General features: G+C 64.7%; 13 protein-coding genes. 2 read left to right on the top strand and 11 right to left on the bottom strand.

The annotated features are described in order from the left end of the window. Positions 1-54: 54 nt before the first annotated feature. The 11 genes from ACCD03_RS11120 to ACCD03_RS11070 form a co-directional block, all read right to left on the bottom strand. Positions 55-582 carry a hypothetical protein gene (locus ACCD03_RS11120; RefSeq protein WP_413411552.1) on the bottom strand — a complete coding sequence of 176 codons (528 nt, stop codon included), beginning with the start codon at positions 580-582 and terminating at the stop codon, positions 55-57. Positions 583-646: 64 nt separating this feature from the next. Further along, positions 647-1,048, bottom strand: coding sequence for a winged helix-turn-helix transcriptional regulator (locus tag ACCD03_RS11115; RefSeq protein WP_045203409.1), 402 nt, complete (start codon positions 1,046-1,048; stop codon positions 647-649). A 76-nt stretch (positions 1,049-1,124) separates the two neighbouring features. Next, complete coding sequence (locus ACCD03_RS11110) at positions 1,125-2,594, bottom strand: NAD-dependent succinate-semialdehyde dehydrogenase (protein ID WP_413411551.1); 1,470 nt, start codon at positions 2,592-2,594, stop codon at positions 1,125-1,127. A gap of 26 nt (positions 2,595-2,620) precedes the next feature. Continuing rightward, a complete protein-coding gene (locus ACCD03_RS11105) occupies positions 2,621-3,709 on the bottom strand; it encodes a tartrate dehydrogenase (RefSeq protein ID WP_253541498.1) in 1,089 nt (362 codons plus the stop codon). Between the two features lie 17 nt (positions 3,710-3,726). Next, the gene (locus ACCD03_RS11100; protein WP_413411549.1) at positions 3,727-5,364 is read right to left on the bottom strand and encodes an ABC transporter ATP-binding protein; all 1,638 of its coding nucleotides are present in this window, start codon (positions 5,362-5,364) and stop codon (positions 3,727-3,729) included. A 2-nt stretch (positions 5,365-5,366) separates the two neighbouring features. Beyond that, positions 5,367-6,281, bottom strand: coding sequence for an ABC transporter permease (locus tag ACCD03_RS11095; protein WP_413411585.1), 915 nt, complete (start codon positions 6,279-6,281; stop codon positions 5,367-5,369). Between the two features lie 28 nt (positions 6,282-6,309). Further along, on the bottom strand, positions 6,310-7,266 hold the full coding sequence (locus ACCD03_RS11090; protein WP_413411548.1) for an ABC transporter permease: 957 nt from the start codon (positions 7,264-7,266) through the stop codon (positions 6,310-6,312). 42 nt (positions 7,267-7,308) lie between these two features. Continuing rightward, complete coding sequence (locus tag ACCD03_RS11085; RefSeq protein ID WP_413411547.1) at positions 7,309-8,928, bottom strand: ABC transporter substrate-binding protein; 1,620 nt, start codon at positions 8,926-8,928, stop codon at positions 7,309-7,311. Positions 8,929-9,005: 77 nt separating this feature from the next. Further along, positions 9,006-10,295, bottom strand: a complete 1,290-nt coding sequence (locus ACCD03_RS11080; RefSeq protein WP_413411546.1) for an NAD(P)/FAD-dependent oxidoreductase — start codon at positions 10,293-10,295, stop codon at positions 9,006-9,008. 33 nt (positions 10,296-10,328) lie between these two features. Next, positions 10,329-10,994 carry a haloacid dehalogenase type II gene (locus ACCD03_RS11075; protein WP_045203416.1) on the bottom strand — a complete coding sequence of 222 codons (666 nt, stop codon included), beginning with the start codon at positions 10,992-10,994 and terminating at the stop codon, positions 10,329-10,331. 204 nt (positions 10,995-11,198) lie between these two features. Continuing rightward, on the bottom strand, positions 11,199-12,680 hold the full coding sequence (locus ACCD03_RS11070) for an aldehyde dehydrogenase family protein (protein WP_253541483.1): 1,482 nt from the start codon (positions 12,678-12,680) through the stop codon (positions 11,199-11,201). A 243-nt stretch (positions 12,681-12,923) separates the two neighbouring features. On the opposite strand from ACCD03_RS11070, the gene ACCD03_RS11065 reads away from it, so the two are divergent. Both ACCD03_RS11065 and ACCD03_RS11060 read left to right on the top strand, forming a co-directional pair. Then, positions 12,924-13,811 carry a GNAT family N-acetyltransferase gene (locus ACCD03_RS11065; protein ID WP_413411545.1) on the top strand — a complete coding sequence of 296 codons (888 nt, stop codon included), beginning with the start codon at positions 12,924-12,926 and terminating at the stop codon, positions 13,809-13,811. A gap of 29 nt (positions 13,812-13,840) precedes the next feature. Continuing rightward, the gene (locus ACCD03_RS11060; protein WP_413411544.1) at positions 13,841-14,773 is read left to right on the top strand and encodes a 2-hydroxyacid dehydrogenase; all 933 of its coding nucleotides are present in this window, start codon (positions 13,841-13,843) and stop codon (positions 14,771-14,773) included. The last annotated feature ends 136 nt before the right edge of the window (positions 14,774-14,909 follow it).

The following is a 14,909-nucleotide window of genomic DNA, read 5'->3' as shown; positions in this document are numbered from 1 at the left end:
CAGTTGGCGCAGCACTAGCAACTCAAAGGGATGGTTTCCGGCGAATGCCGGAGATCAGGCGCGTGCGGGCGGACGCAGCATAGGAGCCGGCGTGGGGCCAGCCTGGAACGGAGGAAGAGAGACGCGGACGCGCGCGACACGCAGGCCGGGCATCAACGCCATGGGAGGCGGCGGCAGCCAGAGTTCTGGTGCGTCGCTGGGGTGATCAGGGGCGGCGGCGCTGCTCGTGGGCATGTCCGGCGCATCGGATGCGTGCGCAACCCAATGCTCAACGCTGAAGCATTGGCCGGGCTGCTTGACCGCCTTGCCGAGCGCGACCTTGATGGCGCGCTCGAAACCCTTGTTGGATTTGGCTGCCGGCAGTGCATCGCCTGGGATGTCGTCGACCACGGCTTCGATGGCTTCCAGCGCGTCGTCCGCAGCCTGGCCATCAGGGAAATGCGTGGCCGAGAACACCGAGACCGTAAACAGCAGGCACCAGATCGTGACGATCCAACGTACGCCGCGCACGCGTGACAGCACGCCCCGCGCGGTGGCGCGAAACAACGTCGGCAATGCGGTGGAAAGATTCGTCACAAACATGGGCCCCGAATACTATCGGAAAAATGCTGCATCCGCACACAACGTCCGGCAGATCGCGCAGATGTCAATCGGAATCGACCTGACTTTTTCGAATCCGTTCCATTTCGGGCCAATGCGCGCGCACCCAATCGTCCAGACCGACGAGCGTGCGGTTGAGCGACTCGCCTAGCGGGCTGAGCCGGTATTCCACGTGCGGCGGCACGCTGTCGTAGATCGTGCGCAGGATGAGGCCGTTGGCTTCCAGCTCGCGCAGCGTTTGCGTGAGCATTTTTTGCGAGATGCCCTCGCCCACGCGGCGCAGGAGTTCGTTGTTGCGAACGGGGCCGTTTTCCAGCGCGGGGAAGATGCGCAGCGCCCATTTGCCGGCCACCAGTTCCAGCGCGCGCGTGGACGGGCAAGCGCCAACGGTGCTTTCAGGGTGGCCTTCCGGCGATGGAGATGAGGACGGGGCCATGTTATCGGCCATGGGGCCTCCGGGGCACGATTGGGATACGCGTGACCGTACCGCCAATCGTGGTGGCCTGCAACGTGCCCCGGTCAGCTCAGTCGAGCTGCCCCTGGCAGACGTACTTGGTGTGGAGGTAGTCGTCCAGCCCGTGAACGGAACCTTCCCGGCCGTAGCCAGATTCCTTCACGCCCCCAAACGGTGCGGCCTCAGCGGCCAGCGCGCCTTCGTTGATGCCGACGATGCCGGTCTCCAGCGCTTCAGCCACGCGCCAGATGCGACGCACGTCTTGGCTGTAGAAGTAAGCGGCCAGCCCAAACGGCGTGTCGTTGGCGGCGGCAATCACCTCATCTTCGGTGGTGAAACGCGTGAGCGGCGCTACGGGGCCGAAGGTTTCTTCGCACGCGCAGGCCATGGTGGCGTCCGCGTTGACCAGCACCGTCGGTGCGTAATAGTTGGCACCAAGCGCGGTCAGGCGTGCGCCGCCGGTCAGGACCTTGCCCCCCCTGGTGACGGCGTCCTGCACGTGCCGGTCGATCTTGTCGACCGCGCGCGCGTTGATCATCGGGCCGATCTGCGAAGTCGCGTCTGTGGCCGGCCCGACTTTGAGCGCTGCAACGCGTGCGGCCAACTTGGCGGCAAACGCATCGTGCACGGCGTCGTGCACGAACACGCGGTTCGGAGACACGCAGGTCTGCCCGCCGTTGCGGAACTTGGCTGCCATGAAGCCTTCGACAGCCGCATCGATATCAGCATCTTCGAACACGATAAAGGGCGCATTGCCGCCAAGTTCGAGCGAGAGCTTCTTGAGCGTGTCGGCACTGCGGCGCGCCAGATGCTTGCCGACCGGCGTGGAACCCGTGAAGGTGATCTTGCGCACGCGGGCATCGTCCAGCCAAACGTCCACCACTTCAGGCGTTCGCTCGCGCGAGGCGGTCACGATATTGAGCACGCCCGGCGGAACACCGGCTTCCTGTGCCAGCCGCACCAGGGCGAGTGAAGTCAGCGGCGTATCTTCCGCGGGCTTGCAGACAACGGTGCACCCCACAGCCAACGCAGGCGCGATCTTGCGCGCGATCATCGCCGCCGGAAAGTTCCACGGTGTGATGGCCGCCACCACGCCCACCGGTTGCTTGAGCGCAAACATGCGCCTGCCCGGCACGGGTGTGGGAATGACTTCGCCGTTCATCCGCGTGGCCTCTTCGCCAAACCATTCGATGTAGCTCGCGGCGTAGGCCACTTCGCCCTTGCCCTCGGCAAGCGGCTTGCCCTGCTCCAGCGAAATCAGCTTGCCGAGATCATCCTGATGCACGAGCACCAGATCGTTCCATCGCTTGATGATCTGCGCACGCTGTTTGGCGGGTACTTTGCGCCAGGCCGGAAAAGCGGCATGCGCGGCATCCAATGCAGCACGCGCCTCGGTTGCGCCCGAATCTGGCACGCGGGCGATAACGTTGCCGGTGGCGGGATCGGTTACATCCAGCAGCGGGCCGGCGGCAGCGGTCCATTCGCCGGCGATGTAGTTGGCGTTGCGGATCAGGTCGGTGCGGGTCAGCGTGAGAGACATGGTTCAGATAGAGGGAATGTCGGCGATCAGGCAGCAGCAACCAAAGAGGCAATTGCCTCGCCCACTTGCGTGGTGTTGGCCGTACCACCCAGATCTGGTGTGCGAGGGCCTTCCTTCAACACGGTTTCGATGGCCGTGACGATAGCGTCGTGCGCTGCCCGGCCTGCCCCCTGCCCTTGTGTCAGAAAATCGAGCATCAGCGCACCCGACCAGATCATCGCGATGGGGTTGGCGATGTTCTTGCCGTAGATGTCCGGCGCCGAGCCGTGCACCGGCTCGAACAGCGACGGGAACGTGCGATCCGGGTTCAGGTTGGCCGACGGCGCAAGGCCAATCGTGCCGGTCGTCGCGGGGCCAAGATCGGACAGAATGTCGCCGAACAGGTTGGTGGCGGCCACCACATCAAAGCGACCCGGCTGCAGCACGAAGCGCGCGGTCAGGATGTCGATATGTTGTTTGTCCAGCGTGACGTCGGGGTAGCTTTGCGCGACTTCATCCGCGCGCTTGTCCCACCACGGCATGCTGATGGCGATGCCGTTGCTCTTGGTGGCAAGCGTCACGTGCTTGCGCTCGCGGCTCTGTGCGAGGTCGAAGGCGAACTTCAGCAGCCGCTCTGCGCCCTTGCGCGAATAGACCGATTCCTGGATCACGATCTCGCGGTCGGTGCCTTCGTACATGATGCCGCCGAGCGATGTGTATTCGCCTTCGGTGTTCTCACGCACGACGTAGTAATCGATGTCGCCCGGCTTGCGGTTGGCCAGCGGGCACGGCACGCCTTCAAACAAACGCACGGGGCGCAGGTTGATGTATTGATCAAACTCGCGGCGGAACTTGAGCAGCGAACCCCACAGCGAGACGTGATCGGGCACCGTGGCCGGCCAGCCAACCGCACCGAAGAAAATCGCATCCATGCCCTTGAGCTGCGCCTTCCAGTCGTCAGGCATCATCTGGCCGTGCTGCTGGTAGTAATCACAGCTGGCCCATTCGATGGTGTGGCACTCCAGCTCGAAGCCAAAGCGCTCTGCCGCGGCCTGGATGACGCGCAGGCCTTCGGGCATGACCTCCTTGCCAATGCCGTCTCCGGGGATGATCGCGATGCGGAATGCGGGAATCATGTCGTTCCTTTCTTTTGTTAGACGGAGACCGCCACGGACTGAGCCGTCGTACGGTCTCGCTCATCAAGCCAGCCTTGGCGCAATTCGGGCACCGAGTTAGCAAGTTGCACGTAGTACGGATGGTGCGGGCCACGATCGAAATCGGCACGCGCCACCTGCGTGAGCTTGCGGCCGTGCTGCATGACGACGATCTCGTCGCACACCGCGCGCACCGTGTGCAGATCGTGGCTGATGAAGAGATACGACACGCCCAGGTCGCGCCGCAGGTCGGCCATGAGGTTGAGCACGGCCGCCCCGACCACGGTGTCGAGCGCGGAAGTCACCTCGTCGCAGAGGATCAGATCGGGCTCGGCCGCGAGGGCACGCGCAAGGTTCACGCGCTGCTTCTGACCGCCCGAGAGCCCGCCCGGCAGCCGCTGGGCCACGCTGTGCGGCAAGCGGACGAGATCCAGCAGCTCGCGAATCCGCCGCTGCAACGCCTCGCCCTTCAACCCCTTATAGAACTGCAGCGGCCGCGCCAGAATGCGCTCGATGGTGTGTGACGGGTTGAGCGCCGTGTCGGCCATCTGAAAGACGATCTGGATGCGGCGTAACGCGTCGGGCGAACGTTTTGCCAGCAATGGTTCAAGCGCCTTCCCGTGGAACACCATGCTGCCCTCGCACGGCGCAATCAACCCAGCAATGGCACGCGCCAGCGTGGTCTTGCCCGAGCCAGATTCACCGATAACGCCGATGGCCTGCCCGCGATAGAGCTTGAAGCTGATGTCGTCAAGGATCCGCGTGGCGGGTTGGCCCTTCGCATCGAGCGGGCCATAGCCGGCGCTGAGACCATCCACGTCGAGCAGCAATTCGCCTTCGCCCATGCAGTGCTCTGCCGGGCGCGCCTTCGGACGCGCCGCCGCCAGCAAGCTCTTGGTGTAGTCGTGATCGGGCGTGGAGAGGATGCGCGCGGTCGGGTTGATCTCCTGCATCTGGCCGTCACGCAGCACCAGGATGTGGTCGGCCATCTGTGCCACCACGGCAAGGTCATGGCTTACGTAGACGGCCGTGGCGCGGCGCTCGCGCACGACACGACGAAACGCGCGCAGCACTTCGATCTGCGTGGTCACGTCCAGCGCGGTGGTCGGCTCATCCAGAATTACCAGATCCGGATCGATGATGAGCGCCATGGCGGCCATGAGCCGCTGCAACTGACCGCCTGACACCTGATGCGGATAGCGCTCGCCAATGGTCTCGGGGTCGGGCAATGCCAACTCGCGGAACAACTCCACGGCCTTGGCCTCGGCTTGCGCGCGGGACATCGTGCCGTGAATGCGCGCGGGCTCCACCACCTGATCCAGGATCGTGCGCGATGGGTTGAACGACGCCGCTGCACTCTGCGCGATATAGGCGACGGTGCGCCCGCGCAACGCACGTTGTTCGGCGGCTGACAGGTGCAGCACGTCAATGTCTCCAATGCGCACGCTGCCCGATGCAATCGCACAACCCCGGCGCGCATAGCCCATCAGCGCCAGCGCGGTGGTGGTCTTGCCGGAGCCCGACTCGCCGATCAAGGCGAGCACTTCGCCAGGCTGAATGGCAAAGCTGAGATTGTCTACGAGGGTCTGATCACCTGCGGTGATGCGCAGGCCTTCCACGACGACGGACGCGCCCATGTTCAACGCCCTCCGCGTTGGCGGGCCCAGGAACGATCCCGGCCCGGCAGGTTGTCGATGACGATGTTGACGGCGATGGTCAGGCTTGCAATGGCCAGCGCTGGCACGATGACGGAAGCGCCCGCATCAGGGAGCGCGCCGATGTTCTCGCGCACGAGTGAGCCCCAGTCGGCCGACGGTGGCTGAATGCCAAGGCCGAGGAAGCTCAGGCTGGCCAACAGCAGCACGACGTACACAAAACGCAGGCCCAGATCGGCCAGCATGGGCCCGAGGATGTTCGGCAGAATCTCGCGCAGCATGATGTACAGCGTGCCCTCGCCGCGCGTGCGCGCCACGGTCACGTAGTCCAGCGCGTTGATGTTGACCGCCAGCGAGCGCGCAATGCGATACGCACCCGGCACGTAAATGATCGCAGCTGTCATCACCAGCATCGTCACCGAAGAACCGAAACCAGCCACCATGAGCAGCGCAAACATCTTGCTGGGGATGGCGGTCAGCGTATCGAGCACGCGGCTCACTGTGGCATCAACCGCGCCGCCCATGGCGGCGGCAAACAGCGCGAGCACCGTGCCCGTTCCGCTGGCCAGCACGGTCGCCACGAGCGCGACGCCCACCGTGTAGCGAGCGCCTTCCACCACCCGGACGAACATGTCGCGGCCGAGGTAGTCGGTGCCGAACCAGTGGGCCGCGCTCATGGGCCCGAACACGTCGCCGTTGCCGTCACCACTGGTGATCAGATGCGCGGGCAGCAGTGTCGGGCCGACCGCGGCCGCGAGCAGCCAGAACACCAGCACCGCCAGGCCGATAAGGCCCGTGACACCGAAGCCGCCCAGCAGGCGCCGTATGGAGCGGCGCGGCGCGGGCGGCGCAGGAGGCGTGCCGGCGGGCAACGTTGGGGAAGTTGGCGTGGGTTCCATCGTCAGGCTCTTGTTCATGGGATCAGCATTAGCGATGGCGCAGGCGCGGGTTGGCGACAATGCCCAGCACATCGGCAGTGGTCACGAGCAGCAGATAGCCCGCACAGAAGATCATGGCGCAGGCCTGCACCAGGGGCATGTCACGCTGAGATACGCCGTCGACCATCAGCTTGGCGATACCTGGATAGTTGAAGATCGTCTCGATGATGATCACGCCGCCCAGCAGGTACGACAGGGACAGCGCCACCGCATTGGCGATTGGCCCCACCGCGTTGGGCAACGCATGCGCGAGCACCACGCGCATCGGCGAAGCACCTTTCAACCGGACCATTTCGATGTACGGCGCTTCGAGCTGGTCGATGACCGCAGCGCGGCTCATCCGCATCATCTGCGCGACGATTACGCAGCACAGGCTGAGCACCGGCATGGCGAAGGCCTGCAGCATCTGGCCGAGCGACTCGATGTCGTTGACATACGACAGCGCGGGCAGCCAGCGCAGCTTGACGGCGAACACCAGCACCGCGAGCGTTGCCACCAGAAACTCCGGCACCGACACCACGGCCACAGAGGCAGTGGAGGCCAGCCTGTCGAACCACGAGCCGCGCCACACCGCCGAGGCAATGCCAAGGCTGAGCGCGATCGGCACCGAGAACAGCGCCGTCACCGCCGCCAGCAGCAGCGAGTTTGGCAAGCGACTTGCCACGAGTTCGGCCACCGGCATCTGCGTGGTGGTCGATTGCCCGAGGTCGCCGCGCGCAATGCCGGCCAGCCAGTGCACATAGCGCTGCGGTGCCGGCACGTTCAGACCCATCTGCGCGCGCAGTGCAGCCAGGGCTTCGGGCGTGGCGTCCTGCCCCAGCTGCTCTTGCGCAGCGTCGCCGGGCAGCACAGCGGTGATCGAGAAGACGATGACCGACACCGCCAGCAACGACAGCAGCGCCAGCAGGACACGCCGCATCAGCAGCTTGAGGATGACTCGATTCATGGCAGCACCTTCATCACCTTGTGCAAGAACGCCGGCACCCCGTCAGGCTTCAAGCCAGACGTTTTCCGCAAACGAGTAACCCATCAGGCCACCCAGCGGGATCGGCGCCAGGCCCTTGAGCTTGGTCGTATGCCCGTCGATGCTGGCCAGGAACAGCGGAATGCCGATGCCGGCCTCATCGTGGATCATCGTCTGCATGTCTGCATACATCTGCTTGCGCTTGGCGACGTCCGTCTCGGCACGGGAAGCCGTGAGCAACTGATCGAACTTTGGGCTCTTCCAGCGTGATTCGTTCCAGGCAGCGTCGGATTTAAAGAACTGCGTGAGGATGGTATCGGCGCTCGGGCGCGGGTTGACGTTGCCGAAGCCCACCGGGCTGCTGAGCCAATGGTTGGACCAGTAACCATCGGCCGGCATGCGCTTGACGTCGAGATCCAGACCGATGCGCTGCCCGGTCTGCTGCAGCACCAGGGCAATCTCCACGGAATACATGGCCGCCGGCGAAGCCACAACAGGAATCTTGCCGGTCACGCCCGACTTTTGCAGGTGGAACTTAGCCTTGTCAATGTCGAACGCCCGCTGCGGCAGCTCCTTGAAATAGAAGCGGTTGGTCGGGTCGATCGGCTGGTCGTTGCCAAGCACCGCGTAGTCCAGCGCGATGGTCTTCTTCATCTGTTCGCGGTCGAACAGGTACTTCATCGCCATCACGAAATCGGGGTTCGCACCCGGGCCCGTATCCTTGCGCATGATCAGGTCAGAGTATTGGCCCGATTGCGTCGCGAAGATCGCGTAACCCGGCGTGCTCTTGACGCGCGCCACGGCGCGCGGGTTGACAGAGGCCACCAGGTCCATCCCGCCCGATAACAGCGCGTTGACCCGCGCGCTTTCGTCGCCGATGCCGACGAACTCGATTTCGTCGAGATACGGTTTGCCCGGTTTCCAGTACCCCTCGTTGCGTACGACGACCGTACGGACGCCGGGCTTGAACTCCTTGAGCTTGTAAGGCCCGGTGCCGATGCCAGCGCTGAAATCCGTGGTGCCGTCCTTGACGATATGGAAGTGGAAGGTGCCCAGGATCACCGGCAAATCGGCGTTCGGAGCGGTCAACACCACCGTGACTTCGTTCGGGCCGGTTGCCTTGACGCTCTCGATCTGGTCGGCCAGCACTTTGGCCTTCGAGGCGGTGGCCGGATCTTTGTGGCGCATGACGGAATACACCACGTCCGCCGGGGCCAGCGCCTTGCCATCATGGAAGGTCACGCCCTTGCGCAGCGTCAGCACCCACGTCTTGGCATCCGCCGTGTGGTACGACTCGGCCAGCGCAGGGCGCGGCGTCAGGCTGCCGTCGAGCACGAACAGGCTGTTGTAGACCATGTTGCAGCGCACGTAGTCGTTCTGGTTCGACTGCTTGGCCGGGTCAAGCGTGTCGCTAGCTGCAGCCGTGGCCGCCGCCACGCGGATGCGCCCGCCACGGCGCGGCGTCTGTGCATACGCGCTCACAGCTGTGCCCGCCAAACTGCCGGCCAGCGTGGCCTGCATGCCGCCTGCCATCAGCATCTTCAACACGTCGCGTCGCGAGGCACCGCGCTTGAGCGACTCCATCACGCGCAGGCTTTCGGCGGGACCGACAAGGTTCTCGAACTCGTTACGGCTGTCGCTCATGGTGGGGCTCCTGATAAATCTGAAGGGATGGCGTTGCGATCGTTGGAAACAGCGGAAGACTGCGTTTGCTGCGTAGCTCAGGCAAATCGGTCCTTGAGCTGGTAATACATGCCCACCGCCGGCAAAAACCACGGCGGGCCAAAGTGACCAGGAATGGCGCTCCACGTGCGATCTCGCCATGGGTTGGCGGCAGCGTCGCCGGCCATGACCGCAGCCATGCGCTCGCCCATGTGTACGGACATCTGCGTGCCGTGGCCGCTATAGCCCATGGAATAGAACAGGCCTTCGTGCTCACCGGCGTGCGGTAGCCGGTCTTGTGTCATGTCGACGAGGCCACCCCAACAGTAATCCAGGCGCACATCGCGCAACTGCGGGAAGGTCTCCGTCAGGCCGGCGCGCAGGATCTCCCCGCTCACCGCATCCTGCTGTGGGCTCGACACTGCAAAGCGCGCGCGACCGCCGAAGACCAGCCGGTGATCCGGCGTGAGCCGGAAGTAGTGGTGGATGTTGGCCACCGTCACGTAGGTGCGGCGCGCGGCCAGCAACGCATGCGCACGCTCCGCACCCAGCGGCTCGGTGGTGACGATAAAGCTGCCGATTGGCACGATGCGCCGGCGCAACCAGCCGAACGTGCCGTAACCGCCATGACGCGACGCGCCGGTAGCGAGCAACACTTGCTTGGCCTCGATCGTGCCACGCGTGGTGTGGAGGCGATGCATCTGCCCCTGCACGCGCTCGATGCGCTGCACACAGGTGCGCGTATGGACTTGCGCGCCCTGGCGTTGTGCCGCAATGGCCAGGCCCTGCGCAAAGCGGCCCATGTGCATCTGGCCACTGCGCTTGTAGAGCAGGCCACCATGAAAGCGATCGCTCTGCACTTCAGCACGCACGCGGGCGGCATCGAGAATCTCCACGTCCGCATCCACACGATCTGCGATCAAGCGATCGGCACTACGCTGCAGTGCATCCATCTGATGCAGCCTGGTGGCAAGTTTCAATTTGCCGTTGCGTTGAAAATCGCAGGCGATGCCCTCGTCACGCACAATGCGTTCAACCGTATCCACGGCTGCATCGTAAGCGTGATACCAGGCGCGGGCGCGGTCCACGCCCACCTTGGCAGCCAGGTCGGCGTAGTCCACCGCCAGGCCGTTGTTCACGTGGCCGCCGTTGCGGCCCGACGCCTCGGGTGCCACCCTCTCGCCCGCTTCCAGCACGACCACACTGGCGCCGCGCCGCGCCAGCGCCAGCGCTGCCGACAACCCCGTGAAACCACCGCCGACGATCACCACGTCTGCCTGCGCGGGCAGATCGCGCACGTCCAGCGCCTGCGCGGGCACCGAGTCGTTCCAGTAGGAGTCGAGTTTCATGGAGGTCATGTGGGGTGACGATGGAGACTCTGCTTAAAGGCCGACAACACCGGGTAGACCGCTGATGTCCTGAATCTCGGTGTAACGGTACGCGGGGTTGCCCGGGCCGTGGCCGCGGTTGACGAACACCTTGTTGACAATGCCAAGATCGTCGGCCGACATCAGGTCGTAGCGCAGGCTGGACGACACGTGCAGCACGTCTTCCGGGTTGCAGCCCAGTGAATCGAACATGTATTCGAAGGCCTTCAGGCGCGGCTTGTAGGCCTGGGCCTGCTGCGCGGTGTACACGCGGTGGAACGGCGCACCGAGCATCGCCACGTTCTTCTGGATCTGCGCGTCGTCTGCGTTGGAGAGGATCACCAGCGGGATTTCCTTGGCGACCTTGGCAAGACCTGCCGGCACGTCAGCATGCGGGTCCCAAGTTGGCACGGCGTCGTAATAGGCCTGGCCGTCGGTGTCGAAGTACTGGATCTTCCATTTCTTGCACAGGCGGCGCACGGCGTTCTTCAGCACCACCTCGTACGGTTGCCAGTCGCCCAGCACCTCGTCAAAGCGGTAAGCCGTGAAGTCGGCAATGAACTGCTCCATCTGCTCGGCCGGAATGCGATCGGCAAACAGCTCGCGCGTCATCTCGCCCATGCGAAACCGCGTGAGCGTGCCATAGCAGTCAAAGGTGATGTACTTGGGGCGGAAAGTCATGGTCTGAAGTCCTAAGGTCCTGAAGGTCGCTGCTTTTATGCAGTCTTTGCAGCACGGTTATGACGAAATCATTGAAGCACGCAGACTCGCAACGGTTGTAGGGAAATGCGCCGTCTCACGTGAGAAAGCTGCTGTTTCCGATGGCACTCGCGGCATGCCATGCGGTCTGCACCGCCGGCGTGCCGCACGCACCGCCGAGGCACGCTAGTGCGTCGCAGCAAAATCGATCAGCACACTTTTGAAGCGCAGGTTGGCCTCCACGGCTTGCCGGCCCAGATCCTTGCCGATACCCGATTGGTGATAGCCGCCCGTGGGGATCACGAAATCTGCGCTGCGCCCGTAGCGGTTGATCCAGACCGTGCCCGCCGCGATGCCACGCATGGCTCGCAGCGCGCGTCCGATGTCTGCGGTGTGTACCCCGGCGGCCAGGCCGTAGTGTTCGTGCGCCGCGAGTGCCAGGCCTTCCTCTTCATCGTCGAAGGTCTGCACCGTCAGCACCGGGCCGAAGATTTCTTCCTGCACGGCCGGGCTGTCGGCGCGCACGCCTTCGAGCAGCGTGGGCTGGAAATATGCCCCGCCAGGCCCGTCGCCAAACAGGCCGCCGCCGCAGCGCACTTGCGCGCCAGCATCGCGCGCACGTTCCACGATGTCGAGAATGCGCGCCGCCTGGGCTTGCGAGATGATCGGCGGCAGCGTGGCCGTGTCATCCCAGGTGGCGCCAGGCCGCAGCGCGGCAAAGCGTGCGGTAATGCGCTCGATCAATGCCTGGGCAATGTGCCGTTGCACGATCAGGCGCGAGCCAGCCACGCACACTTGCCCAGCGTTGCCGGTGATGGCACCCGCGACAATGCCTGCCAGCCGGTCGATATCGGGCGCGTCGTCAAACACGAGTTGCGGGCTCTTGCCGCCCAGCTCCAGCGTGACGGGCTTCGGACCATGCGACGCACAGGTCGCCATGATGGCTGCGCCCGTGCGTGTTGAGCCGGTAAAGGTCATCTTGGAGATCAGCGGATGGCGCGTGAGCGCGTCGCCGGTAGTGCGGCCATCGCCCTGCACCACGTTGAACAGCCCCGGCGGCACGCCGGCTTCGATGGCCAGTTCTGCAAGTCGGATGGCGGAATACGGCGTCAGCTCGGATGGTTTGAGCACGACAGCGTTGCCGGCTGCCAGCGCCGCACCGACCTTCCACGAGACCATCACCAGCGGGAAATTCCACGGTGTGATCGCGCCGACCACGCCATAGGGTTCGGCCACCACCATGCCCAGGTTGTCGTGCCGCGTGGCTGCCACGTCGCCACCGAGCTTGTCGGCGTATTCGGCAAAGAAACGCAGGCCTTCGGCGGTGAATGGCACGTCCCAAGCTGCGGCATCGCGCAGCGGGCGGGTAGAACACACCGCTTCAAGTGGCGCCATGTGCGCCACGTCGGCGTCGATCAGATCGGCCCAGCGGCGCAGCACACGCGCCCGGTCACGCGGGGCGCGACGCGCCCAGTCAGTCGTACGCCAGGCATGCCAGGCGTCTTGCACGGCAGCATCCACGGTGGAGGCGTCAGCCAGTGGCAATTCTGCATGCACTGCGTTGTCGGACGGGCGACGCACGGTAATGCGGTCCGCATCGGGCACAAGCCTGCCGCCGATGAAATGGCCCGAGGGCACGCGGATGGTATGGGGATCAAATTTGGCCACGAAATTGGGGGGCGCCGAAAGTCCTGCACCCGTATCGAAATGAGGTCATTGATGCTAGGCAGGAAGGCTCGGCATTTGGTTTCGTAACGGGGTGCGCTACCGCATCGAATTGCGAAACCGACACCCCCGACAGACGATGCTTGCAAATTGCGGGCAAACCCCAATTCGATCTGGCTCCGCGCCGCGATGTCGTCCAAGATAAGTGCCGGTGCCACCCTCATCCCTCGCCGGAAGGAACCTCCCATGTCTTCCTCGTCCGTACCTGCCCAGAACCTTCCCGCCGACGACGGCGTGGTGCTGCGCCCCATGACTGCCGACGATCTGCCCCAGGCACATGCCCTGTCGGAAGAGCAGCGCTGGCCGCACCGCCCGGCCGACTGGGCGCAGAGTTTTGCGCATGCCGAAGGCATCGTCGCCGAGCGCGACGGCGAGATCATCGCCACTGCACAACGTTGGCGCTGGGGGCCGCGCCACGCCAGCATCGGGCTGGTCATAGTGACGCCTGCATGCCAGGGCAGGCGCATCGGCCATCGCTTGATGAGCGCGCTGCTCGATGGTCTGGACAACCACACCGTGCTGTTGCACGCCACCGCCGAAGGGCGTGGCTTGTACGAACGACTGGGCTTCGTGCGCACCGGCGAGATCCGCCAGCACCAGGGCATTGCGCAACCCACGCCGCTGATCGCCCTGCCCGCCGGCTGGCGCCTGCGCCCCGCCGGGCTCAATGAATCTGAGGATTTGCGCCGGCTCGACGCCCAGGCGCGGGGCATGCCGCGCGACGCATTGATCGACGATCTGCTCGCCAGCGCAGATGCCTGCGTCGTGCTGGACGACGACGGCGAGGCGCGCGGCTTCGCAATGCTGCGCCGATTCGGTCGCGGCCATGTCATCGGCCCGGTGATCGCCCCGGATGCCGAAAGCGCCAAAGCGCTGATCGCGCATCTGGCGGGTGTCAATGCCGGCCATTTCACACGCATCGACATCGATTTCGACAGCGGCTTGGCCGAATGGCTGGAAAGCATCGGCCTGCTGCGCGTGGATGCGCCCACTACCATGGTGCGCGGCAAGCCGCTGACCACACCGCCCGGCGCACCCGCGCTGTTTGCCATCGTGACCCAAGCAATGGGTTAACCCCCGAAATACTGCGCCGACCGCTCATCTTGAAGACCACGTTCCTCTACAAGTCCGACCCTGTTCGCGGCCGGCAATGGGCGGAGGTGTTCCGCCAGCACGCGCCGGACATCGACTTTCGCATCTGGCCCGACATTGGTGACCCGCTTCGGGTGCGCTTTCTTGCGGCTTGGGAGCCGCCCGCCGATATCACTTCGCACTTCCCGCATCTGGAGGTGCTGTTCTCCTCGGGTGCCGGAGTCGATCAATTCAACTTTGCGGTGCTGCCCCCCACGCTGCCCGTGGTGCGCATGGTGGAGCCCGGCATCGTGCGCGGCATGGTCGAGTACGTCATACATGCCGTGCTGAGCCTGCATCGCGACATTCCCGCGTACCGCCGCCAGCAGCAGGCGGAGCAGTGGCGCCCGTTGCCGGTACTGCCAGCCAATGAACGCCGCATTGGTGTGCTGGGGCTCGGTTCGCTGGGGCAGGCCGTGCTCACCCAGTTGCAAGGGTTCGGCTTCGATTGCGCGGGCTGGAGCCGGTCGCGCCATGCAATCGACGGCGTGCAGTGCTTTGCCGGGCAGGAGGAACTGGCGGCGTTCCTGGCGCGCACCGACATCCTCATCTGCCTGATGCCGTTGACAGATGCCACTCGCGGTGTGCTCAACGCAGCGCTGTTTGCGCAGCTGCCGCAAGGTGCCGCGCTGGTCCATGTCGGCCGTGGCCCGCAGCTTGTGAATGACGACCTGATTGCGGCGCTTGATAGCGGGCAGCTCAGCGAAGCCATGCTGGACGTGACCGACCCCGAGCCGTTGCCCGCCGGCCATGTGTTGTGGCACCACCCATGCATCCACATCACGCCGCACATTGCCAGCATGACGCAACCGCTTTCCGCAGCAGCGGTTGTGATCGACAACCTGCGCCGCTTCGCTGCGGGCGAACCCATGGTCGGGCTGGTGGACCGCTCGCGCGGCTACTGAAACCGCAGGTAAAACGTCGCGCCGCACGATCTGCTGCTGCGCGCCGAACAACAGCAGCCCGCTGCGTTCTGCCCACGGAAAGCAGCACCAAGGCAGGGTTCGCTCGGCCTACTCTTGAGTCCATTGATTGCCTTCA

The organism is Ralstonia sp. Ralssp135 (genome assembly GCF_047304345.1).
GTDB classification, from domain to species: Bacteria; Pseudomonadota; Gammaproteobacteria; order Burkholderiales; family Burkholderiaceae; genus Ralstonia; species Ralstonia chuxiongensis.
Note: the sequence above shows the minus strand (reverse complement) of the source record. Positions and strands in the feature narration are given on the sequence as shown.